21 protein-coding genes and 1 other RNA gene are annotated in these 23,396 nt (G+C 62.0%); 4 read left to right on the top strand and 18 right to left on the bottom strand.

Going from position 1 to position 23,396, the window contains the following annotated elements; genetic code table 11:
* Window positions 1-11: 11 nt before the first annotated feature.
* Window positions 12-470, bottom strand: coding sequence for a D-aminoacyl-tRNA deacylase (dtd, locus tag PW947_RS23195; RefSeq protein ID WP_299634744.1), 459 nt, complete (start codon window positions 468-470; stop codon window positions 12-14).
* Entirely contained in the window at window positions 467-1,711 is a 1,245-nt protein-coding gene (tyrS, locus tag PW947_RS23190) for a tyrosine--tRNA ligase (RefSeq protein ID WP_299634743.1), read from the bottom strand. The genes dtd and tyrS overlap by 4 nt, the downstream gene beginning before the upstream one ends.
* Window positions 1,712-1,994: 283 nt before the next feature.
* On the opposite strand from tyrS, the gene PW947_RS23185 reads away from it, so the two are divergent.
* The gene (locus PW947_RS23185; RefSeq protein ID WP_299635972.1) at window positions 1,995-3,125 is read left to right on the top strand and encodes an anhydro-N-acetylmuramic acid kinase; all 1,131 of its coding nucleotides are present in this window, start codon (window positions 1,995-1,997) and stop codon (window positions 3,123-3,125) included.
* 113 nt (window positions 3,126-3,238) lie between these two features.
* On the opposite strand, the gene erpA is transcribed toward PW947_RS23185, so the two are convergent.
* The 3 genes from erpA to rplM all read right to left on the bottom strand — a co-directional run bounded on the left by erpA (window position 3,239) and on the right by rplM (window position 4,694).
* Window positions 3,239-3,604 carry an iron-sulfur cluster insertion protein ErpA gene (gene erpA / locus PW947_RS23180; RefSeq protein WP_299634742.1) on the bottom strand — a complete coding sequence of 122 codons (366 nt, stop codon included), beginning with the start codon at window positions 3,602-3,604 and terminating at the stop codon, window positions 3,239-3,241.
* A gap of 257 nt (window positions 3,605-3,861) precedes the next feature.
* On the bottom strand, window positions 3,862-4,254 hold the full coding sequence (gene rpsI / locus PW947_RS23175) for a 30S ribosomal protein S9 (protein ID WP_299634741.1): 393 nt from the start codon (window positions 4,252-4,254) through the stop codon (window positions 3,862-3,864).
* An 11-nt stretch (window positions 4,255-4,265) separates the two neighbouring features.
* Window positions 4,266-4,694, bottom strand: coding sequence for a 50S ribosomal protein L13 (gene rplM, locus PW947_RS23170; protein WP_090686673.1), 429 nt, complete (start codon window positions 4,692-4,694; stop codon window positions 4,266-4,268).
* Between the two features lie 676 nt (window positions 4,695-5,370).
* Here rplM and PW947_RS23165 point away from each other — a divergent pair.
* Entirely contained in the window at window positions 5,371-5,793 is a 423-nt protein-coding gene (locus PW947_RS23165; RefSeq protein ID WP_299634740.1) for an OsmC family protein, read from the top strand.
* Between the two features lie 70 nt (window positions 5,794-5,863).
* Here the strand turns inward: PW947_RS23165 and rnpB are convergent.
* The 3 genes from rnpB to pyrC form a co-directional block, all read right to left on the bottom strand.
* An RNA gene (gene rnpB, locus PW947_RS23160) (RNase P RNA component class A) lies at window positions 5,864-6,275 on the bottom strand.
* 102 nt (window positions 6,276-6,377) lie between these two features.
* Complete coding sequence (locus tag PW947_RS23155; protein ID WP_299635970.1) at window positions 6,378-7,232, bottom strand: DUF3025 domain-containing protein; 855 nt, start codon at window positions 7,230-7,232, stop codon at window positions 6,378-6,380.
* A 44-nt stretch (window positions 7,233-7,276) separates the two neighbouring features.
* Complete coding sequence (pyrC, locus tag PW947_RS23150) at window positions 7,277-8,356, bottom strand: dihydroorotase (RefSeq protein WP_299634739.1); 1,080 nt, start codon at window positions 8,354-8,356, stop codon at window positions 7,277-7,279.
* Window positions 8,357-8,579: 223 nt separating this feature from the next.
* Between pyrC and PW947_RS23145 the strand changes: the two genes are divergently transcribed.
* Window positions 8,580-9,497 (top strand): class II glutamine amidotransferase, encoded by a 918-nt coding sequence (locus PW947_RS23145; protein ID WP_299634738.1) that lies wholly within the window; start codon window positions 8,580-8,582, stop codon window positions 9,495-9,497.
* Between the two features lie 120 nt (window positions 9,498-9,617).
* Here PW947_RS23145 and PW947_RS23140 read toward each other — a convergent pair whose 3' ends face one another.
* The 6 genes from PW947_RS23140 to PW947_RS23115 form a co-directional block, all read right to left on the bottom strand.
* The gene (locus PW947_RS23140; protein WP_299634737.1) at window positions 9,618-10,343 is read right to left on the bottom strand and encodes an amino acid ABC transporter ATP-binding protein; all 726 of its coding nucleotides are present in this window, start codon (window positions 10,341-10,343) and stop codon (window positions 9,618-9,620) included.
* Window positions 10,340-11,017 carry a glutamate/aspartate ABC transporter permease GltK gene (gene gltK, locus PW947_RS23135; protein WP_299634736.1) on the bottom strand — a complete coding sequence of 226 codons (678 nt, stop codon included), beginning with the start codon at window positions 11,015-11,017 and terminating at the stop codon, window positions 10,340-10,342. The genes PW947_RS23140 and gltK overlap by 4 nt, the downstream gene beginning before the upstream one ends.
* Window positions 11,017-11,757 carry an amino acid ABC transporter permease gene (locus PW947_RS23130; RefSeq protein ID WP_299634735.1) on the bottom strand — a complete coding sequence of 247 codons (741 nt, stop codon included), beginning with the start codon at window positions 11,755-11,757 and terminating at the stop codon, window positions 11,017-11,019. The genes gltK and PW947_RS23130 overlap by 1 nt, the downstream gene beginning before the upstream one ends.
* Window positions 11,758-11,839: 82 nt before the next feature.
* Window positions 11,840-12,733 carry a glutamate/aspartate ABC transporter substrate-binding protein gene (locus PW947_RS23125; RefSeq protein WP_299634734.1) on the bottom strand — a complete coding sequence of 298 codons (894 nt, stop codon included), beginning with the start codon at window positions 12,731-12,733 and terminating at the stop codon, window positions 11,840-11,842.
* Between the two features lie 248 nt (window positions 12,734-12,981).
* Complete coding sequence (locus tag PW947_RS23120) at window positions 12,982-14,295, bottom strand: Glu/Leu/Phe/Val dehydrogenase (protein ID WP_299634733.1); 1,314 nt, start codon at window positions 14,293-14,295, stop codon at window positions 12,982-12,984.
* Between the two features lie 212 nt (window positions 14,296-14,507).
* On the bottom strand, window positions 14,508-15,464 hold the full coding sequence (locus PW947_RS23115) for a LysR family transcriptional regulator (RefSeq protein WP_299634732.1): 957 nt from the start codon (window positions 15,462-15,464) through the stop codon (window positions 14,508-14,510).
* A 176-nt stretch (window positions 15,465-15,640) separates the two neighbouring features.
* Between PW947_RS23115 and purB the strand changes: the two genes are divergently transcribed.
* Window positions 15,641-17,029 carry an adenylosuccinate lyase gene (purB, locus tag PW947_RS23110; protein ID WP_299634731.1) on the top strand — a complete coding sequence of 463 codons (1,389 nt, stop codon included), beginning with the start codon at window positions 15,641-15,643 and terminating at the stop codon, window positions 17,027-17,029.
* A 99-nt stretch (window positions 17,030-17,128) separates the two neighbouring features.
* Here the strand turns inward: purB and PW947_RS23105 are convergent, their stop codons facing one another.
* The 4 genes from PW947_RS23105 to PW947_RS23090 all read right to left on the bottom strand — a co-directional run bounded on the left by PW947_RS23105 (window position 17,129) and on the right by PW947_RS23090 (window position 23,097).
* Window positions 17,129-19,003 (bottom strand): filamentous hemagglutinin N-terminal domain-containing protein, encoded by a 1,875-nt coding sequence (locus tag PW947_RS23105; protein WP_299634730.1) that lies wholly within the window; start codon window positions 19,001-19,003, stop codon window positions 17,129-17,131.
* A gap of 18 nt (window positions 19,004-19,021) precedes the next feature.
* Window positions 19,022-20,701, bottom strand: coding sequence for a ShlB/FhaC/HecB family hemolysin secretion/activation protein (locus PW947_RS23100; RefSeq protein ID WP_299634729.1), 1,680 nt, complete (start codon window positions 20,699-20,701; stop codon window positions 19,022-19,024).
* A 529-nt stretch (window positions 20,702-21,230) separates the two neighbouring features.
* On the bottom strand, window positions 21,231-21,725 hold the full coding sequence (locus PW947_RS23095) for a gluconokinase (protein WP_299634728.1): 495 nt from the start codon (window positions 21,723-21,725) through the stop codon (window positions 21,231-21,233).
* Window positions 21,726-21,735: 10 nt separating this feature from the next.
* A complete protein-coding gene (locus tag PW947_RS23090; RefSeq protein ID WP_299634727.1) occupies window positions 21,736-23,097 on the bottom strand; it encodes a GntP family permease in 1,362 nt (453 codons plus the stop codon).
* Between the last annotated feature and the right edge of the window lie 299 nt (window positions 23,098-23,396).

Below are 23,396 nucleotides of genomic sequence, written 5' to 3'. Positions count from 1 at the left end.
AAGGCCACGCTTTAAGGCCGCGTTTGCAGCCAGAACGTCACCGGGCCGTCGTTGACGAGCGACACCTGCATGTCGGCGCCGAATTCACCGGTCTCGACGATCGCGTGTTTCGCACGCGCCGCGTTCACGAAGTAATCGAACAACCGACGGCCTTCGTCGGGCGGCGCTGCGGGCGTGAAGCTAGGACGCAGACCGCTGTTGGTATCGGCCGCGAGCGTGAACTGCGACACGAGCAGCAAGCCGCCCGCGCGCCCTTCCCCGTCGATGTTCTGCACGGACAGGTTCATCTTGCCCGCCGCGTCGCTGAAGACGCGGTAGCCGAGCACCTTGGCCAGCAGCTTGTCGGCGGCCGCTTCGGTGTCGCCGCGTTCCGCGCAGACCAAAGCGAGCAGACCCGCCTCGATCGCGCCGGTCACCCGCTCGCCGACGCGTACGTCGGCGCGACGCACGCGCTGGATTAACGCGATCACGCCGTCAGCGTCACGCGTGCAAAGCGGCGCTTGCCGACCTGTACGACGTATTCGCCGGCTTCGATCTTCAAGCCCTTGTCCGACACGGCCGTGCCATCGATCTTCACGCCGTTCTGCTCGATGTTGCGGACCGCTTCGCTGGTCGACGGAACGAGACCGGCCTGCTTCAGCAACTGACCGATGGCCAGCGGCGCGCCGGCCAGCGTGACCGACGGAATATCGTCCGGCACACCGCCCTTCGCGCGATGGTTGAAGTCTTCGAGCGCGCGCTCAGCGTCGGCTTGCGTATGGAAACGGGCAACGATTTCCTGCGCCAGCATCACCTTGAAGTCGCGCGGATTGCGCCCGTCTTCGATCTCGCGCTTGAAACCGCCGATCTCGGTCATCGGGCGGAACGACAGCAACTCGAAGTAACGCCACATCAGCACGTCGGAAATGCTCATCAGCTTGCCGAACATGTCATTCGGTTTTTCGCTGATACCGACGTAGTTGTGCTTCGACTTCGACATCTTTTCGACGCCGTCGAGCCCTTCGAGCAGCGGCATCGTCAAGATGCACTGCTGTTCCTGGCCGTACTGCTTCTGCAGTTCGCGACCAACCAGCAGGTTGAATTTCTGGTCCGTGCCGCCCAGTTCCAGGTCTGCATTCAGCGCGACCGAGTCGTAACCCTGCATCAGCGGGTACAGGAATTCGTGGATCGAAATGGGCACGCCGCCCTGGAAGCGCTTGGTGAAATCTTCGCGTTCCAGAATGCGCGCGACCGTGTAGCGCGACGCCAGTTTGATCATGCCGTCTGCGCCGAGCGGCAGCGACCACTCACTGTTGTAGCGGATTTCGGTCTTCTCGCGATCGAGCACGAGCGCGGCCTGGTCGAAATACGTGCGTGCATTCGATTCGATCTGCTCGCGCGTCAGCGGCGGACGCGTGGCGTTACGGCCCGACGGATCGCCGATCAGCGACGTGAAATCGCCGATCAGGAAGATCACCGTGTGGCCGAGATCCTGAAGCTGACGCATCTTGTTCAGCACGACGGTGTGGCCGATGTGAATGTCGGGCGCCGTCGGATCGAGACCGAGTTTGATGCGCAGCGGCGTACCGGTCGCCGCGCTTTTCGCGAGCTTCTGTGCGAATTCTTCTTCGACCAGCAGTTCGTCGACACCGCGTTTGGTGACGTCGAGCGCGTGACGGACTTCGTCGGTGATCGGGAAGGCGGGAGTGGGCTTGGTGGACTCGGTGCTCATGCTGGAACGTGAGGTCGACAAAAGAAGGATTGTCCCATAGATGTACGCCGCCGCGTCCGCCGACGACGTCGTGCGGCGCTGTTTTACGCCGATCCGCGCACGATCGCGCGGATTGCGGGCGCGAAAACGCGCTGGCGCGACGAATAAACGCAAAACAGTCGTGAATGATGCTCGCGCGCCAGGCTGCACGATGCGTTCCGCACTACCTCGCCCGACGTTGCGCTGCTAATCTGCTGGAAAGTCGCAATCGACGCAAAAAAGGAGCAACAACGTGGCGCAAGCTGTGGCGCAGGAACCGGCAGACGGCGTGTATCTGGGCTTGATGTCCGGCACGAGCATGGACGGCGTGGACGGCATCGCCGTCGAATTCGCGGAAGGCAAACCGCCGGTCGTGCTGGCCGAGGCGTTCGTCGGCTTTTCGGAAGGCGTGCGCAATGCACTGTTCGCGCTTCAGCAACCCGGCGACAACGAGATCGAACGCGAGGCGCTGGCCGCCAACGCGCTCGCCACCCGCTACACCGTGTGCTGTCATGAGTTACTGCGCGGGGCCGGTTTATCGGCGACGGATGTCAGGGCGATTGGCGTGCACGGTCAGACGGTTCGTCACCGACCAGAAAAAGGCTACACGCGACAGATCAACAATCCGGCTTTGCTCGCGGAAATGACGCACATCGACGTGATCGCGGATTTTCGTAGCCGCGATGTCGCGGCCGGCGGTCAGGGCGCGCCGCTGGTGCCCGCGTTCCACGCCACCGTGTTCGGCGCGAAAGACGAGACGCGCGTGGTCTGCAATCTGGGCGGCATCAGCAACATCACGATCCTGTCGGCGACGGGCAGCGTGCGCGGCTTCGATTGCGGTCCGGCGAATGCGTTGCTCGATGAATGGGTGCATCGTCATCTGAAGAAACCGTTCGATGAAAACGGGCAGTTCGCGGCGGCCGGTCAGGTCGATCGAACGCTGCTCAACGCATTTCTCGACGAGCCGTTCTTCGCCGAACAACCGCCGAAAAGCACCGGTCGGGATCTGTTCAATGCCGCGTGGCTCGACGCGAAGCTTGCGCCGTTCGCCGCGTTGTCGCCGGAAGACGTACAGGCGACGCTGGTTGCGCTGACAGCGGTGACGGTCGCGCGTGAAATCGAGCGGCATGCGTCCGATGCGCGCGCGGTATATGTCTGCGGCGGCGGCGCCCGAAATCCCGAGGTCATGAAGGCGCTTCAGACGGCGCTGGAGGAAAGCGGTGTCAGCGGCGTGCCGGTTCTCACCACCGACGCGCTGGGCGTGCCACCGAATCAGGTCGAGCCGCTGGCGTTCGCGTGGCTGGCGATGCGGTGCGTCGCGCGATTGCCGGGCAATTTGCCGGCGGTGACGGGCGCGGCGGGCGAACGCGTGTTGGGCGCGATTTATCCGCGTTAGGCGGACGTTGCGGATACGGCGTGGGCGCGACGACGCTCCCATGCGCGAAAGCCAATAAAAAACGGGGCCGCAGCCCCGTTTTCTTTAGCGAATCGACTTGCGGCCGATACGGCTTACACCGAGAACGACGAACCGCAACCACAGGTGGTCGAGGCATTCGGGTTCTTGATGACGAACTGCGCGCCGTTGATATCGTCCTTGTAGTCGATCTCAGCGCCGACCAGATACTGGTAGCTCATCGAGTCGATCAGCAGCTGGACGCCGCTTTTGTTCATCACGGTGTCGTCTTCGTTGACGGCTTCGTCGAACGTAAAACCGTACTGAAAGCCCGAGCAGCCGCCGCCTTGCACGAAGACGCGCAGCTTCAGGTCCGGGTTGCCTTCTTCTTCGATCAGCTGCTTGACCTTGTCAGCCGCTGAGTCGGTAAACACGAATGGCGCCGGCATTTCGGCCACGGCGGTATCGGTGACTGCGTTCATTCGAACTCTCCAAAAAAGCTTCTAGACGCTATTGTAGGGCTGATCTCGATATCGTGCTGAAGCCCATAAAATCAATAGGTTCTTCAATGAATTCGCAAACCTTTTGCGAAGCATCAAACGACGTGCTCGCGGGGGCTTTGCCGGTTGCCCACGGAGCGCGCGACAACGCCGCGAAATGAAAAAAGCCGCCGACGCGTAACGCGTGGGCGGCTTTTTCGCGACGATTCCACCCGAGGGCGGAACCGCACGAAGCGCGATTAACGCTTCGAGAATTGCTTCCGGCGACGTGCCTTGTGGAAGCCGACCTTCTTTCGTTCGACTTCACGAGCATCACGCGTCACGAAGCCAGCGCTCGACAGCGTGGGCTTCAGCGTTGCGTCGTAGTCCATCAGCGCGCGGGTGATGCCGTGGCGAACCGCACCGGCTTGACCCGTTTCACCGCCACCCGTCACGTTCACCTTGATGTCGAACGTGCCAGCGTGGTTCGTGAGTTCGAGCGGCTGGCGCACGATCATCAGCGAGGTTTCACGCGAGAAGTAGTCAGCGATGGGCTTGCCGTTGACAACGATGGCGCCCGTACCTGCCTTGATGAAGACACGTGCGACGGCGCTCTTGCGGCGGCCCGTACCGTAGTTCCAGTTACCGATCATGTGGGCTCCCCTTAGATCTCGAGCGCTTTCGGCTGTTGTGCCGAATGCGGATGCGTTGCTTCAGCGTAGACCTTCAGCTTCTTGATCATCGCGTAACCGAGCGGGCCCTTCGGCAGCATGCCCTTGACCGCTTTCTCGAGCGCGCGGCCCGGGAAGCGTTCTTGCATTTTGCCGAACGTCGTTTCGTAAATACCGCCCGGGTAACCCGAGTGGCGATAGTACTTCTTGTCCGTCGTCTTGTTGCCCGTGACACGGAGCTTGCCGGCGTTGATAACGATGATGAAATCACCGGTGTCGACGTGCGGAGTGAATTCAGGCTTGTGCTTGCCGCGAAGACGGTGTGCCACTTCGCTGGCGACACGCCCGAGAACCTTATCCGTCGCGTCAATCACGTACCATTCGCGCGTAACCTCATGGGCTTTTGCGGAAAACGTCTTCATGATCGATCCAAAAAAATTGCCGCGCCCTGTGTTTTTTTCCTGCTTGTAGTGTGCGCATCGAGGCGCGTGCAGGCTCTCCCTGTTCTTCCTCCGCGGGCACGAATGCGGAAAAGCCTTGAATTATAGAGGATTTTCGCGATGGAAGTCAAAGTGACGCGGCTTCTGCGGCGAACCGGTCGATTTCGGACGTTTTCACCGTGAAAATGCGTCGGCATCGACGCGTCCGCCAACCCCATCCCTCGTGACGGACGAAAAAAAACCCGAACGATTGGTTCGGGTTTAATCCACCTTTTGGAGGAGGGTGGAGGAGACAAGCGAAGATTGTCGAACTGCGACAACCAATGCAAACGATTATATGGTTTCCCCTAATTCGACGCAACATGATTTGCATTGCGAAATCGACAATCACAATGTGAAATTTCAATCGCACCGATAGTTTTAGACAAGGCCAACCTGAAGCGACCCGAGCCCGTTTCCCATCAACCGATCGGCGACGCGCGCTTTAGAGTTAAACACCTGGAAGCGTGCGAATAATCCCCGAAGCGCCCAGCATGCGGCGCTGCAACATCCTTCCCGCCCCCTGCCCGCCTCCGACACCAGTTCACGGGCGGCGGGCAATCTGGCAAGCCGCTACAATTCCCGTCTTAATTTCAAGCAGAGCAGCAGGGGAATCGCAATGGAATGCAAAGTGAGCTGGATGGGTCAGGACGGGATGGCTTTCGCCGCGGAAACGGGCAGCGGACATCTGGTGACCATGGACGGCGCACCTGAAGGCGGCGGCCGCAATCTCGCCCCGCGTCCGATGGAAATGGTGCTGCTCGGCACCGGCGGCTGCACCGCATACGACGTCGTGATGATCCTGAAGAAGAGCCGTCAGGAAGTGCAAGGTTGCACGGTAACGCTGAAGGCCGAGCGCGCCAGCGAAGATCCGAAAGTCTTCACGAAGATTCACTTCCACTTCACCGTGACTGGCAAGAACCTGAATCCGGCGACCGTCGAGCGCGCGATCAATCTGTCGCACGACAAATATTGCTCGGCGTCGATCATGATCGCGAAAACGGCCGAACTGACGCACTCGTTCGATATCGTCGCGATCTGAAGTCGCAAAAAGCTGCGTCGGAAAAACAAAATGCCGGCGTCCTCACGGACGCCGGCATTTTTACATTCAGTGGCAAAGCAGGTCGATAAGCCGGATTCTGTGCACGCGCCGCGCCGAAGCGCCACGCGCGTGGCAGTCATTCCTCTAGACGCGCCATTGCTGACGCGCTCAAGCTTCCTACCCGCAGACGTGACGGGGGCCCCATCCTGCATCTCGAAGATGCTAGCCTGCCTACTTGGAATTGCTCCGGGTGGAGGTTACCGTGCCGGTCTGCCTCGCAGCAGCCGCGGTGCGCTCTTACCGCACCGTTTCACCCTTACCTGATCCCGACTTGCGCCGGGCCATCGGCGGTTTGCTTTCTGTTGCCCTGTTCCGCGTGTCACCACGGATGGCCGTTAGCCATCACCCTGCCCTGTGGAGTCCGGACTTTCCTCGCCCTCTTCGGCCGAAACCTCGGAGGCCGCGACTGCCTGACCTACTTTGCTGGCCGCGATTCTAACATCGTGAGACTGCGGTGTCGGCGCTTTAGCTGAATCGGCAGGGTGTGCGCGGGATTTTGGGTCAAGCATGAAGCCGTGGACGAATCAGCCGCCAACCGCCCGCGCACCATATCGACCCGCACGGAACACCGACGCGTCGTCGTAAAACGACGCCGTTTCGTTGTCGCGCCACCAGCCCGGAACGCCGAGCACCGGCAATGGCGCGAAACGTCGGCTGCTGAGTTCGCCGTCGCGGGACAGCGCCGCGCTGACCGTGTCGTCCAGCCACGCGTCACGCTCGCCGGACGGCCACGCAAAATAACCGGACGGCGCATCGACGATCCACGCATGGCCGGTACACGCCTTATACGGCCGGATCAGCTTTTCGAGCAGCGCGTGTCCGAAGCAGCGGACCTCGCAGCGCGCGCCCCACGCCGCGCGGTTGTCGACGAACAGGTTGCGCCACGCGAACCCGCGCAGCGCGTCGCGCAAGGCGGGATCGGTGCTGACAAACAACAGCGCGTTTTCGTCGAACAAAGTCAGCGCGTCGCGCAAACCGCCGCGCGTCGGCCCGATGCCGCCTTGCGCGATCGCGTCGGCCTGGCGCGCGTTCAACACCGCCTTGATGCGCGGAAACGCAAACCAGATCGAACCGTTGAAGAAATCGTGGAGATTGTGCCGGGTCGGCACGCAGCCGGTCGCGGCGATATGCGCTTCGTAGGCCGCGCCCGGCGGCAGATCGCCCTGCGCGATAAACGCGAGCGGCTTGCCGCCGCCGGTCGGATGACACGCATTGCGCGCGTCGGCGTTCATCGTGGCGAGCATCGCCGCTTCGCTGTCGAGCGCCGCCGACTGCCAGCGCGCGCCGCGTCCGGCCAACGCGGCAAACCACGGCGCCGACCAGTCGATATCGCCGAAACCCGGCGCAACGTCGGCGCCCGACACGCCGGCAATTCCCAGCGCGCCGCCAGCCCGAGTCCCGACGTTCACCGCGCCGCCCGCACTCAGGCGAGGCGCCAGCCGATCGATTCACCGCCGCGCAACGGCACGACCGGTGTATCGCCAACCGCGATTTCCACCGGCAGCGTCCACTCCTCGCGCAGCAGCGTGACCTGCTCTTCGCTCCGCGGCAGACCGTAGAAGTCTGCGCCGAAGAAACTCGCGAAACCTTCCAGCTTGCCCAGCGCGCCCGCCTTGTCGAAGGCTTCCGCGTACAGCTCCAGCGCGTGCAGCGCCGTGTAGCAACCGGCACAGCCGCACGCGTGCTCCTTCAAACCCTTCGCATGCGGCGCGCTGTCGGTGCCGAGGAAGAATCGCGGATTGCCCGACGTCGCCGCCTCGACCAGCGCGACCCGATGCGTCTCGCGCTTCAACACCGGCAAACAGTAGTAATGCGGGCGAATGCCGCCCTGGAAAATCGCGTTGCGGTTGTACAGCAGATGATGCGCGGTGATCGTCGCGCCCAGCAGGCCCGGCGCGGACGTATCGTCGCGCACGTAATCGGCCGCATCTTTGGTCGTGATGTGCTCGAACACCACCTTCAGACCCGGGAACGCGGCGCGCAGCGGCGTCAGCACACGGTCGATAAACACTTTCTCGCGATCGAACAGGTCGATCGACGCATCCGTCACTTCGCCGTGGATCAACAGCGGCATGCCCACGTCCTGCATCGCTTCGAGCGTTTTCGCGCACTTCATGATGTCGGTGACGCCCGCGTCGGAATTGGTCGTCGCGCCGGCCGGATACAGCTTCACGCCGTGAACGAAACCGCTTTCGCGTGCGCGGCGGATTTCGTCGGGCGGCGTGTTGTCCGTCAGATACAGCGTCATCAGCGGCTCGAACTTCACGCCGGCCGGAATCGCGGCGACGATCCGCTCGCGATACGCCTGCGCCATCGCCGTCGTGGTCACGGGCGGCTTCAGGTTCGGCATGATGATCGCGCGGCCGAACTGGCGCGCGGTGTGCGGCAGCACCGCCGCGAGCATCGCGCCGTCGCGCACGTGCAAATGCCAGTCGTCGGGACGGGCGATGGTCAACGAGGCGGCGGACAGACTGGAAGTGGAAGACGAAGTGGCGGCGGTCATGGCGGAAAGTGAGGGCTTTCTGAAGGCTTTGGCGGCATCACGCGTTCGACAGGTAAAAAGTCCCGCGAACTCGTAAGTTGCGGCATTTCCACATGTCAATTTCGCTTTTTGCCGTTTCTGGCTCGATGATATGCTTGGCTAAACCAATATTGTAACGGGTCACCCTGACCAGGTCGTTCCGGACCGGGCCATCGCCTCGTTCTTCACGCCCTGTTCAAGCATCATGTGCCAACTTCTCGGAATGAACTGCGCCGCGCCCACGGACGTCACGTTCTCGTTCACCGGTTTCGCTGCGCGCGGCGGCGTCACCGATCATCACGCTGACGGGTGGGGCATCGCTTTCTTCGAAGAAAAAGCGTGCCGGCTGTTTATCGATCATCAGGCATCGGCCACATCGCCTATCGCCGAAATGGTCAAGCGTTATCCGATCAAATCCAAAAACACCATCGCGCATATCCGCAAGGCCACGCAAGGCCGGATCGTGCTGGAAAACTGCCATCCGTTCATGCGCGAACTGTGGGGACGTCACTGGATCTTCGCGCACAACGGCGACCTGAAAGACTATTCGCCGTTCCTGACCGGCGTATATCAACCGGTCGGCAGCACCGACAGCGAACTCGCGTTTTGCGCGCTGCTTCAAGGTCTGCGCAAAGCGTTCCCGTCGTCGGAACCGCCGCTCGACGAACTGTTCGCCGCGCTCGAATCGCTGACGCGCGAGATCACGCAATTCGGCGTGTTCAATTTTCTGATGTCCAATGGCCAGGCGCAGTTCGCGCATTGCTCGACGCATCTGCATTACATCGTGCGCCGCTGGCCGTTTTCGACCGCGCATCTGGTCGATGCCGACGTTTCGATCGACTTCGCGAAGTACACGACGCCGGAAGATCGCGTCGCGGTGATCGCCACCCAACCGTTGACCGACAACGAAATCTGGACCGCCTTCAATCCCGGCGACCTGCTGATGTTCCAGCACGGCGAAGTGGTCGGACGCGTGAATATTCCGGTGCCGCAAGTGGTGCTCGACAAGCTGCGCAATCCGTCGAGCGATCCGTCCGCGTCGGCGACCACGGTTGCGCAGCAACAGCAGATCGTCGAAGTCGACCTCGAAGCCGCCGACGACGCCGCCGCGTTCGAGTCCTGAGATCATGACGTCCTGAACCCACGCGGCTTCGACCGCCCAATAAAAAAGCCGCTTCTTTCGAAGCGGCTTTTTTTTGCTGCGGCGGCTGAAACCGCCGCGACAGCATGCAGGCAGAAACGATCAGTGCAGGATTTTCGCCAGAAAATCTTTCGCACGATCCGATTTCGGATTCGCGAAAAAGTCTTCCTTGCGGTCGTCTTCGACGATCAAGCCCTTGTCCATGAAGATCACGCGGTGCGCGACTTTCTTCGCAAAGCCCATTTCGTGCGTGACGCACATCATCGTCATGCCTTCCTGCGCGAGTTCGACCATCACGTCGAGCACTTCGTTGATCATTTCGGGATCGAGTGCGGACGTGGGTTCGTCGAACAGCATCGCGATCGGGTCCATCGACAACGCGCGCGCAATCGCCACGCGTTGCTGCTGTCCGCCGGACAGTTGGCCCGGGAATTTATCCGCATGCGCACGCAGGCCGACGCGATCCAGCAGCTTCAGGCCCTTCGCCGACGCTTCGTCTTTCGAGCGGCCGAGCACCTTGATCTGCGCGAGCGTCAGGTTCTGGACGATCGACAGATGCGGGAACAGTTCGAAATGCTGGAACACCATCCCGACCTTCGAACGCAGCTTCGACAGATTGGTTTTCTTGTCGCCGAGCGCCTGACCGTTGATCACGATCTCGCCCTTCTGGAACGGTTCGAGACCATTGACCGTTTTGATCAGCGTGGATTTGCCCGAACCCGACGGTCCGCACACCACCACCACTTCACCTTTTTTCACTTCCGTCGTGCAGTCGGTCAGCACCTGGAACTGGCCGTACCACTTCGAAACGTTTTTGATAGAGATCATCTTGCGACCTTTTTCTGAAGACCTTTGACAAGGCTCGACGCGACCACGCAGATCACGAAATAGCACGCGCCCGCGAACAGTACCATCTCGACATTCGTCCCGTCACGGTCGCCAATATTCGTGGCGGTGCGGAAGAAATCGGCGAGGCTGATCACGTAGACGAGCGACGTATCCTGAAACAGCACGATGGCTTGCGTCAGCAGCAACGGCACCATCGCGCGAAATGCCTGCGGCAGCACGATCAGGCGCATGGCGGTTGCGTAGTTCATGCCCAGCGCGAACGCGGCATTGACCTGCCCGCGCGGCACAGCCTGAATCCCGGCGCGGATGATTTCCGAGTAATACGCGGCTTCGAACAGCGAAAACGCGACCATCGCCGACGCCAGCCGGATGTCGATATCCGCCGACAGGCCGAGCACGTTCTGCAACAGCTGTGGCACGATCAGGAAGAACCACAGCAGAACCATCACCAGCGGGATCGAACGGAACACCGTGACGTAAATCTTCGCGAACCATTCGAACGGCTTGAACGACGACAGCCGCATGATCGCGATCACGGTGCCCCACAAGATGCCGAACACGATCGCGATCAGCGTGATCTTGAACGTGACGATCGCGCCCGTCCACAGCGTAGGCAGTGCGCCCGGAATACCGCTCCAGTCGAATTGGTGCATTACTTGCCTCCGATATAGCCGGGCAGCCGGGTCTTCGTTTCGACCCAGCGCATCAGTTGCATCACGACCAGATTGATCAGCATGTACGCCACCGTGACCGCGATAAACGACTCATACGTCTGCGACGTGTAGTCGACCAGCTGACGCGCCTGCGCGGACAGTTCCAGCAAGCCGATCGTCGATGCGACCGCCGAGTTCTTGAACACGTTCAGAAACTCGGACGTGAGCGGCGGCACGATGATCCGGTACGCGACCGGCAGCAGCACGTAGCGATACGTCTGCCATTGCGTGAAACCCATCGCGAGACCGGCTGCGCGCTGGCCGCGCGGCAACGCGTTGATGCCCGAGCGCACCTGCTCGCAAACCCGCGCGGCGGTGAACAGTCCCAGACACAAAATGGACGACGAGAAGAACTGCGCGCCCGGCGGCAGTTGCTTGAACCAGTTGCCGATCGAAACCGGCAACAACTCCGGTATCACCAGATACCAGACGAAGAACTGAACGATCAGCGGAATATTGCGGAAGATCGCAACGTAGACGGTGCCGATTCCAGCCAGGGTTTTGTCCGGCACCGTGCGCAGCACGCCGAACAGTGACCCGACGATCAGTGCGATCACCCACGCTGCCAGCGACACCGTAATCGTCACCCAGAATCCGGACAGCAGCCAGCCGAGGTACGTCGTCGGCTCGCCGGTGGAGACCGGACTCAGCAGAATGCCCCAGTTCCAGTGATATGACATGACCTAGACTCCAACAAAAAGAAACGGAAGAAGCGCTTGGCCCCTTCCGTTTCGTGCGACGCAATGAACTGACGGAGGACGGTTAGTCGATCGCCTTGTCGTTCGGGCTCTTGTACAGCGCCTTGATATCGTCGCTTTCCGGGAAGTTCAGGTTCAAGCCCTTCGGCGGGATCGCCGATTCGAACCACTTCTTGTAGATCTTGTCGGCGTCGCCCGAGGTTTCGACCTTGGCGATTGCGTCGTCGACGACCTTCTTGAACTCCGGATCATTCTTGCGCAGCATGCAGCCGTACGCTTCACGCGATTGCGGCGCACCGACGATCACGTAGGTTTCCGGATCCTTCGCCTTCGCACGTTCGCCGGCCAGCAGCGCATCGTCCATCATGAACGCGACGGCACGACCGCTCGACAGCGTCAGGAACGATTCACCGTGATCCTTTGCGCTGATGATGTTCATGCCCATGTTCTTGTCCTGATTCATCTTGCGCAGCAGACGTTCGGACGTAGTGCCAGCCGTCGTCACGACGGTCTTGCCCTTCAGGTCCGCCCAATCCTTGACGCCGGAATCTTTCTTCGTCATCAGGCGCGTGCCGATCACGAAGATGGTGTTCGAGAACGCAGCCTGTTGCTGGCGCTCGAGGTTATTCGTGGTCGAGCCGCATTCGAGGTCGACCGTACCGTTCTGCACCAGCGGAATACGGTTTTGCGACGTGACCGGCGTGAGCTTGACCTTCAGGCCGGGCATGTTCAGCTTCTGCTTGACCGCCTCGACCACCTTCAGCGCGAACTCTTGCGAGTAGCCGATGACTTCCTGCTTGTCGTCATAGTACGAAAACGGAATCGACGATTCGCGGTGACCCAGCGAAATGACGCCCGTATCTTTGATTTTTTTCAGCGTGCCTGCGTCTTGCGCTTGCGCGCCGACAGCGAACAGTCCGAGCGTCGCGAGCAGCAGCGCGGCTTTTTGCATCTTCATTGTGGTGATCTCCTTGGCAGAAACAGCCGCAGTTTAGCAAAGTAACTGTTTTGAAAGTAATCGCTGTGAACCCTGTGTGCATTGGGCCACAGGCTATCTGAAAAAAAAACGGGCGCCATCAGAAAGATGGCGCCCGCCGGGTCATGCGCGCGGTCTTACGAACCATGGCCGGACGTGTCCAAACCGGTCAAAACGACCGGCCGAACGCGTCACGGAAAGATCACGCAAGATTCATCTCGCGCGATGGATCACGGATACAGACCGCGCAGTTCGCGCGCTTGCAAAATCCGTTTGCACGCGACGATAAACGCCGCCGTACGCACCGACACGTTCTGCTCGCTCGACACTTGCCACACGGCCGCAAACGCTTCGCGCATCACGCGATCCAGACGCTGGTTGATCTCGTCTTCGGTCCAGAAGAAGCTGGAGAAGTCCTGCACCCATTCGAAGTACGACACCGTCACGCCGCCCGCGTTGGCCACGACGTCAGGAATCACCAGCACGCCCTTGTCGCGCAGGATGTCGTCGGCGGCGGTCGTGGTCGGGCCGTTCGCGCCTTCGACCACGATCTTCGTCCTGATCTGCGACGCGTTCTTTTCGGTGATCTGGTTTTCCAGCGCGGCCGGAATCAGGATGTCCGACTCGACGCGCCAGAAGTCTTCAGCCGCGATGCTGTCCGCTTCCGCGAAACCGCCGACGCCACCGTTCTTCGCGACGTGATCGAGCAACGCGACCGCGTCGATGCCGTTGGCGCTATACAGCGTGCCGGTGTGATCCTGCACGGCCACGACCTTCGCGCCCGCTTCCTGGAACAGCCGCGCGGCGATGCCGCCGACGTTGCCGAAGCCCTGCACGGCGATCCGCGCGCCTTCGATGTCGAGGCCGGTGCGGCGAGCCGCTTCGGTGCCGACCACGAACACGCCACGGCCGGTCGCTTCCTTACGGCCTAACGAACCGCCGAGCGCGATCGGCTTGCCGGTTACAACGCCCGTGGCCGTTTGGCCCTGGTTCATCGAGTAGGTGTCCATCATCCACGCCATGATCTGTTCGTTCGTGTTGACGTCCGGCGCGGGAATGTCGGTATTCGGTCCGATGATGATGCCGATCTCGCTGGTATAGCGACGCGTCATGCGTTCCAGTTCACCGCGCGACAACGTGCGCGGATCGACACGAATACCGCCTTTCGCGCCGCCGTACGGCACGTTGACCGCCGCGTTCTTCACCGACATCCACGCCGACAAGGCCATCACTTCCGACAGCGTCACGTCCTGGTGATACCGCACACCGCCCTTACCCGGACCGCGCGACACGTTGTGCTGCACGCGATAGCCTTCGAAGTGCGCCACCGTGCCGTTGTCGAGTTCGATCGGTACATCGACGATCAGGATGCGCTTCGGGCGCTTCAGCGTTTCGAGCCAGCGCGACAGCGAGCCGAGGTACGGCGCGACGCGATCGACCTGGCGCAGATAGTTGCCCCAGGGGCCGAGATCGTCGCTATGCAGATAAGACGGGATGGACTGATTGGTGACTGCGGAAGAGGCGGACTGCGGTGTGGTTGACATGCACGCTCCAAGCGTTTTTGACCCGATGCGCCATTGTCGAAAAACCCCTTTTTGAAATCCAATGCCGTTTGATTATCCCATTATGTTTTTTTTGCATAACGCTGCGGAAGCTGTAAATTCGTGTCGCTAACGTCATGAGCGGCAAGGCTTTGCGCGGTGCATGCGCGCATCAACGCCAGCGTCGAAACCCGGGTTTCAAACGCTGCAAAGATCTATTGCGGGTTCGAGGCCAATTCCGCCGCGACCACGTCCCACAGTTGCCGGACCAGCACATGACGCGGATCGTCGCCTTGCGCGGCGAGCTTGTCGCGATACAGGCGAATCTCCATTTCGAGCGTGAACTGACCTTCGGCGACGCCGCGCGTGGCGCGGTCGAGGCGAATCAGACGCCCGTCGGCGACGGCATCTTCGACAGCGCTGTGCGGCAGAAACGCGATGCCGTGTCCGGCCAGCGCCATCGCCTTCAGACCTTCGGCCATATCCGTTTCATACAGACGATCCAGATACAGCCGCTCCGGCGCGGTCGCGAAGATCACTTCGGTCATCCGGCCGAGATAGGCGTTCGGCGTGTACGACAGATACGGCGCCGGTTCGTCGGGCGTGCCCGGCAATGCGTAGCGCGCGCGGCCCGCGCGTGCCGGCGCGGAAAACGGGCTGATCGCTTCGACGCCGAGCGTGAGCATGTCGTAGCGCGCCGGATCGAGTGCAACCGGATGGCTCGGATGGTGATAGCCCATCACCAGATCGCAGCCGCCTTCGACCAGCGACAACACCGCGTCGTGCACGTTCAGCGCGCGCAAACGCGTGTGGATCGGCCCGAGCTGCGCCTCGATACGCTGCAACCAGCGCGGAAAATACGTCAGCGACAACGTATGCGGCACCGCGAATTCGATCGTCGCGGCGGGCGTTGCGGTATGACCGCGCAGCAAGGTTCGCGCTTCGTGGAACTGCGACAGCATCGCCAGCGCCTGCTCGTAGAACACCTGGCCCGCCGCCGTCAGCCGCGTCGGATAGACGGAACGGTCGATCAACTCGGTGCCGAGCCACGCTTCGAGCGCCTGGATGCGCCGCGAAAAAGCTGGCTGCGTCACGTGACGCAATTCCGCGGACCGGCTGAAACTACGCGTCTCCGCGAGCGAAACGAAGTCTTCGAGCCATTTCAGTTCCATGCGGGTCCCGGCGATGAATGCAAAATAGACGGCTGACGAACGCCAGTCAGGAACCCGCCATTCTAGCGGCGCGCCGCGTCCGCGCGCCGGTTCGCGGCGCAACGGTTGCACGGTGGTAAAATTCGCGGTTCTCCCTGCTTTTCCATCTGTTCTATTGCGCCTTCCGGCAGCCCATCATGTCCGATACTCGCCCCGACACTCTGTTCGCGCTGACCGCGCTCTCCCCGCTCGACGGCCGTTACGCGTCGAAAACCGAAGCCTTGCGCGACTGGCTTTCGGAAGCGGCTTTCATGCGCCATCGCGTGACGGTCGAGATTCACTGGCTGATCGCGCTGTCGCGCGCCGGTTTCGCCGAAGTGCCCCGCTTCTCCGACGACGCCGAGCAATTCCTGCTGCAACTGGTCGAGCGCTTCACCGCGCACGACGCCGCGCGCATCAAGGACATCGAGCGCGTGACGAATCACGACGTGAAGGCCGTCGAATACTGGCTGAAGGAATCGGTCAAGGGTCAGCCGGAACTGGAACGCGCGAGCGAGTTCATCCACTTCGCGTGCACGTCGGAAGACATCAACAACACGTCGCACGGTTTGATGCTGGCCGGTGCGCGCGAGCACGTGATTCTGCCCGCGCTGCGCTCGGTGCATCAACGTCTCGTCAAGCTCGCGCACGCGCAAGCCGAACAGCCGATGCTGTCGCGCACGCACGGCCAACCGGCCAGCCCGACCACGCTCGGCAAGGAAATCGCGAACGTCGCGGCGCGTCTGGCTCGCGCGATCGAACGTGTCGAGAAGGTCGAACTGCTCGGCAAGATGAACGGCGCGGTGGGTAACTTCAACGCGCATCTGTCGGCGTATCCGGAATTCGACTGGGAAGCGTTTTCGAAGGAAGTCGTCGAACAGCGGCTGAAGCTGACGTTCAATCCGTACACGATCCAGATCGAGCCGCACGATTACATGGCCGAACTGTTCGACGCGATTTCGCGCGCGAACACGATCCTGCTCGACCTCGATCGCGACGTGTGGGGCTACATCTCGCTCGGTTACTTCAAGCAACGGCTGAAGGCCGGAGAAATCGGTTCGTCGACGATGCCGCACAAGGTCAACCCGATCGACTTCGAGAACTCGGAAGGCAATCTCGGCCTCGCGAACGCGACGCTGCGTCACCTCGCCGACAAGCTGCCGATCTCGCGCTGGCAGCGCGACCTGACCGATTCGACGGTGCTGCGCAATATGGGCGTCGCGTTCGGTTATTCGCTGCTCTCGTACGACGCGCTGATTCGCGGTCTGGACAAGCTCGAAGTGAACCCGGCGCGTCTGAACGAAGATCTGGACAACTGCTGGGAAGTGCTGGCGGAGCCGGTTCAAACGGTGATGCGCCGTTACGGCATCGAAAATCCGTACGAACAGTTGAAGGAACTGACGCGCGGCAAGGGCATCACGCGCGAAGCGCTGCAAAGCTTCGTCACGGGTCTCGCGATTCCGGACGACGCGAAAGCGCGTTTGCTGGCGATGACGCCGGCATCGTATGTCGGCAAGGCGGTTGAACTGGCGAAGCGCATCGCCTGATGCGGTAGCGGCGCTGCGCCGGATGTGAAAAAGGGCTCGCTTGCGCGAGCCCTTTTTTATTGCAGCCGATGCGGGTAGGTGCTTCGGCGGCGGTTCAGCTTAGTACGTGTAGCGGGTTTGAATCATCACCGGTTGGGCTTGCGGCGCGTAGCTGACCTGCTGCGCCTGCTTTGCGTCGTACTGGGCCTTTGCATCGGCATAGCGGGCGGCGAGTTCCGCCTGGAAGGCGGCGTCGGCATCGGCGCTGCGCTGTGCGTCCGCACTCGCGATCTGCTCTTGCATTTGTTGCTGGGCGGCAACCTTCGCTGCGTACTCGGCGTTCTGGCGATCGAACTCCGCACGTTGTGCCGCGGCCTGTTGCTGTGCCGCTGCTGCCTGCGCAGACGCGGCAGCCTGTTGTGCTTCGTATTGCGCCTTCGAAGCGGCCATCATCGCCTCACGTGCTGCGGCCTGTTCGGCTTCGTACGCGATCTGGGCCGGCGACTTCATCACGCCGTTATCGACGACCGGCGGTTGTGGCTGGTTGCCCGAATCCGCTTGCTGCGGATCGACCGGGTTGACCGGCGGCACAGGCGTGTCACCGCCCGCCATTGCCGCTTGTTCAGCGTCCCAGCGCGCCTTCGCTTCAGCTTCGCGTGCTGCACGGTCGGCTGCTGCCGCGACATCGGCCGCTGCCTGACGGTCGGCGTCGGCCTTCGCGATATCTGCGGCGGCTTTTTCGTCGGCGGCGATCTGTGCCGCGTGCTCGGCATTCTGCCGTTCGATCTCGGCACGCTGCGCCGCTTCGGCTGCGTTGCGGGCGATTTCATCCGGGTCCGTCGAAGGATCCATCCGGGCCTTCGCGAGTTGCGCTTGCGCGTACACGTCGTTCACCAACGCGATCTTTTCGGGGTTGCTCAACAACGCGTCGTCCGACGACGGATGGAAGTTGCGCGCGTTTGCCTGTTCGGCAGCAACCGCCAGTTCCTGTTTTTGCAGTTGGAAAATCTGCGCTTCATCGAGGCCGCGATACTGCGTCGGGCGCCACATGTCCAGCGTTTCCGCCATCGACGCGGCGTCCACCGTATAGCTCGCCCCGGTGGAGGTGATCATCCCCTTCGTGGTTCTGTTGAGGTCGGCGTTTCCGAACATCTGCACCGCAAGGCCCCCATGACCCGCAGCAATCACGCCCGCGTTATTCACGCCCAGACCATGCTCCGATCCTTCCAGCACGATCTTGTTCGCGTACATGCCGCCCAGTTCCGACACGTCCAGCGCCACCGTCGGTGCATTCGGCGCCTCGGCGCTCAGCTTGCCGGTGAAGTTGCCGTTCGCGTCGCCGTCGAACTGCGTGCCGTTCTGCGAGTTGATCTTCCAGCCCTTGACCGCCGCGTTCACCAGCGTCGCGCGCGACAGCAGGTTCACCTGACCGGCGCCCACGTCCAGACCCGCTCCGTCGATGGCGATCGTGGCCGGCGTCGCGCGGCTCGTGTCGACCGTCAGGCTCAGCGGATTGGCCGCCGTCGGGTTGAAGCTCGCCGCAGCCAGCGACAGCACCGGCGCGTTGATCGTCGTTGCGCCGTTCACCGAAATGCCCGCCGCATTCGCGATCAGCAGATGCGCCGGCGCGCCTGCCACTTCCATCGCGCCGTTCAGCTTCGAGGCTGTAGCCGAGTTCACGTCGGCAACGATCACCTTCGCGGCCGTGCCGTTCAGGTTCGCGTTCGCCGCCAGCTGACCGGCCAGCTGGCTCACGCCGGCTGCGGTCAGGTTGTTGAAGACCACGCCGTTTTTATCCACGTCGAAGCTGCTGAACGCGTTACGCGAAATGCCTGCGGCATTCGCGCCGGCGATGTTGACGACCGGCGTATTGCCCGGCGTGCTGACCTGCGTCTGGCCGCCCGTGGCGACGATGCCGCCCGCCATTGCGGTGCTCGCTGCACCAACCGTGGCCAGTGCCGCGAGGCTCAGCATATTGAGACGATGTTGTTTCATGGGTAAAACCTTTGATAATTAAAACGAAGAACTCAACTTGAGGTTGAGGACAATCGGATCGGCGTTCAAACGTCGGGGTGCGACGAGCGGCGTGCCGACCGAAACGGTTGCGGCGACGCCTTTCCACGACGCCGACGCGCCGATCGCCGCGCCGACGACGTTGCCGCCTGAATTGGGTTCACCCTCGACGGGCACGACGCGGCCGATATCGACGCCGGCCATCACGGTCATGCGCGCGCCGGACGCGGGCAGCGGCACGGTCCAGTTCACCTCGTTGCGCAGATACGCGCCGGTGTTGCCGTACAGGTACTGATCGCGAAAACCGCGCACCGACGTGTCGCTGCCGACCAGCACGCGCTCGCTGCTGTAGAGCGTCCTCGGCGCAACCTGCGCGTACACGGACGACAGCAGCGCGACGTTTTGCGTGGCCTGCGTGTAAAAGCTGGCGCTTGCCGCCAGCTTCGTGAAACCAGACGACGGGCCGCCACCTTCGCTCATGTCGTGCGTGGCGAACGGCAGGCCTTGCGTGAGTGCGGGACTGAACGTGAAATAACTTCTGCTGCCCACGCGCGTCGCGAAGTTGACGCCGATCTGCGCGGTGCTGGTTCGCTCGGAACTGTTCTGAAGCTGGAATTCTTCGAGGTAGGTCTTGCCGACGTAATTCGATACCGACGCGAACACGTCGATCTTGCGCGACGCGTTGCGCGTGACCGTGCGCGTGACCGTGAAGCGGTTTTGCAGACTGCTGCCGTGGTAGCGCAGCTTCGCGCCGTAGAAATCGAGCGGGACCGCATAGTTGCCCGCCGCGCCCGCATAGCTGAAGCTCCAGTAACCGTACGGCACGGTGGCCCATGCATTGAAGCTGCGGCGAAACCGGTCGCCGTGCAACGCAGGCGTCGTCGACACCGATCCGCCGATCTGTTCCGCGAGGCCGAGCGCGTTGTTCATCGTCGCGGCGGCGCCGAGCATCTCGCGCCCGGTATTTTTCTGACCGCTGTTGTCCACGCTGACGGCGGCATCGAACAGCTTGACCGGCTGGCCGGACAGCACGATGTCGGAATATCCTTGCTGCGGCGCCGCCCGCACCGACGCTTTCACGCCGCCCGGCACGATGCGGTCGATCTGATCGACGCCCTGCTCGACGTCGCGCAGATTCAGCGGCTCGCCGGCCGTGCCACCGAACGCCATCTGCGCGGCGTCGTCGGCGCGGGGCGTGCCGTCGCGGAAATAGACGCGCGACAGCCTGCCCTCCACCGATGCAATCGTCAGCTCGCGGCTGTCGCCGTCACGCTTCGGCAGAAAAGCGTGGCTCGTCACATAGCCATGCGCGACGTACCAGTCGTTGACCGTGTCGAGCAGATGGGCGAGCGCGGCGGTATCGAGACAACGGCCGGATGCGTCCTGCGAGACCGCCTGCTTCAGCGCGTCGGGCAACAGCGCCGCACCGCTGAAACTCACGCTGTCGACCGGCACGCATGCGTCGCCGCCGAGCGCGGCGCGCGTTTGCGCGTCGGTGGCGCGCGGCGCGGCGGCGGGCATGGCCGGCGCCTGCCCGCTCAAACCTTCACGCTGTTCGCGCGCCTGATCGAGCAGGCGTTGCTGCTGCTGATCGAGAATGGCGTGATTGGCCGGGTCCATCGGCTCGAACGCGTGCGCGGCGCCTGCCGCGCTCGCCAGCAACGCGCCGGCATACGTCATCGACGCGAACGTCGGGCGGCCGCGCGGCGACAGGCGAGCGGCCGTCGCACGCAGCGCGCGCGCACGTGCACCGGAAACGTCGCCGCTCGGGCTCGTGGATTGGGGAAATTTCGTTACAGCGTGCACATCTCGTCCGCGAATCAAACGATGCGCCGGGTGGCGCAATCAGTCGCAAACTGTAAGCTGAACGTAGTGTTGGAAGTCTGGGAAACGTCCCAATTGCATGCGCAGAAATTCGCTTCCGCAGAAGACGTCAATCGGCGTTAACACGGTAAAACCCGACAGCGGTTGAGCCCTCAAAAACCGGGCGAAGCACATGCCGACAATAGCGCTGCATTTGCTGGCAAAAACCGGGATATCACGTTGACGCAGACACGCGAGAGAGGCGGAGATCGGGCATGGCGTGGCGAGCACGCCGCGGATCATTGTGCTGTCCAACGCAGGACAGCGACGGTCCGCCTTACCTCGCGCGGTAAGGCGGATCGTCAGCAGGGCAACGAAATATCCTCGCGCCCTGTACGACAAACGCTCAGCGAGCGTCGAGCTGCTTCAGCACTTCATCGACCATCTGTTCCGGCGTGTGCTCGATGCTCACCGTGATCGCTTCGTCCGCGCCCGGTTCTTCGAGCGTATCGAGCTGGCTTTGCAGCAGCGACGGATCGAAGAAATGGCCGGTGCGAGTGGTCAAACGCTCTTCGAGCACTTCACGCGAACCCTTCAGATAAACGAAGCAGACATCCTTGTCGCCATCACGCAGGATGTCGCGATACGAGCGCTTCAGCGACGAACACGTGAACACCGCCGTTTCGCCCGCGTTCTTCTTTTCCTCGATCGCGGCACGGATCGTTTTCAGCCACGGCCAGCGGTCTTCGTCGGTCAACGGAATGCCGTGATGCATCTTTTCCTTGTTGGCCGCGCTGTGGAACGTGTCGCCGTCGGTGAACGCGCACTTCAGCCGTTCGGCGAGCAGCTCGCCGATTCTCGTTTTGCCGGCGCCCGACACGCCCATTGCGATCAAAATCATCAAAAACTCCTTACAGGACCGCCGCCAGAGCGAAGGTCAAACCCAAACCCATCAACGAGATGATGGTTTCCAGCAGCGACCACGTCTTGAAGGTCTGCCCCACCGTCATCCCGAAGTATTCCTTGATCAGCCAGAAACCGCCGTCGTTGACGTGCGAAAAGATCAGCGAGCCCGAACCGGTGGCCAGCACCAGCAATTCCGGCTTGACCTGCACGCCGCTCGCTGCGGCGATAGGCGCAACGATACCGCAAGCGGTCGTCATCGCGACGGTCGCCGAGCCGGTGGCAAGGCGGATCAGCGCGGCGACCAGCCAGCCGAACAGCAGCGGCGACAGATGCATCGCGGTCGCGACGTTGACGATTTCCTTCGAAATACCGCTATCCATCAGCACGCGGCCAAAGCCGCCGCCCGCACCGACGATCAGCGTAATGCCCGCGATCGGCGCGAGACATTCGGAGCAGAACTTCTGGATCTGCTCGCGATTGAAGCCGCGCGATGCGCCGAAGGTCCAGAAGCTGACCAGCACGGCGATCAGCAGCGCGACGTCGGAGTTGCCGGCGAAGCGCAACAGGTCGTTGGGCAGCGTTTTCGGCGTGAACACGAGGTCGGCCCAGCTACCCGCCAGCATCAGGATCACCGGCAGCAGGATCGTGAACAGCGTGATGCCGAAGCTCGGCAACTCGCGCGTCTTGCCTTCCTCGGCGTTGCCGAGGAACTGCTTCGCGAGCGCGTTCTCGTTGGGCAGCTTCACGAAGCGATGGATCAGCAGCGCGAACAGCGGACCGGCGACGATCGCCGTCGGAATCCCGACGATCAGCCCGTAAGCGATCGTCTTGCCGATGTCGGCGTGATATTGCTGCACGGCGAGCATCGCGGCCGGGTGCGGCGGAATCAGACCGTGCACGACCGACAGACCGGCGATCATCGGCAGGCCGATCAGCAGCAGCGATTTGCCGGTGCGCTTGGCGACGTTGAACGCGATCGGAATCAGCAGCACGAAGCCGACTTCGAAGAACACCGGCAAACCGACGATGATCGCCACGCACATCATCGCCCAGTGAATGTTCTTCTCGCCGAACCAGTCGATCAGCGTGGTGGCGATCCGTTCCGCACCGCCCGATTCGGCCATCATCTTGCCGAGCATCGTTCCAAGGCCGACCACGATCGCGATGTGTCCGAGCGTGTTGCCGTTACCGGTTTCGAACGATTTGACGATCGTGCCCATCGGCATGCCGGCGACCAGCCCGAGCAGCAGCGACACGATAATCAGGACGAGAAACGGATAAACCTTGTAGCGCGTGATCATCAGGATCAGCGCGGCGATCGCGATGACCGCATAAACGAGCAGAATGCTGCCGTGAACAGCTTCCATGAAGCTCCTCCTTTGTGTTTGTTAGTCGCGGAACGGAACCGGATTCGCCGCGCTGCGTGGGTTCGCCACGCCGTGTATGACAGGTTGCGCGGGTGTCGCGTGATCCGCGGTCCGCCGGTCTTGTGAACAGCGACATGCGCGAAAATCGCCTGTCGCCTTAGCCGCTGAATTTTACTGTTTGTTGTCGATTAACGCGCGGCTTCCTGACGAAAGCCCTTACATCGTTTATGCGGATAGCAAAAAAAGGAGCCTCGCCGGCGCATTCCGATGGATGCGCGACGAGGCTCCTCGAGTCGAGC

The organism is Paraburkholderia sp., assembly GCF_028283785.1.
Lineage (GTDB): Bacteria > Pseudomonadota > Gammaproteobacteria > Burkholderiales > Burkholderiaceae > Paraburkholderia.
Note: the sequence above shows the minus strand (reverse complement) of the source record. Positions and strands in the feature narration are given on the sequence as shown.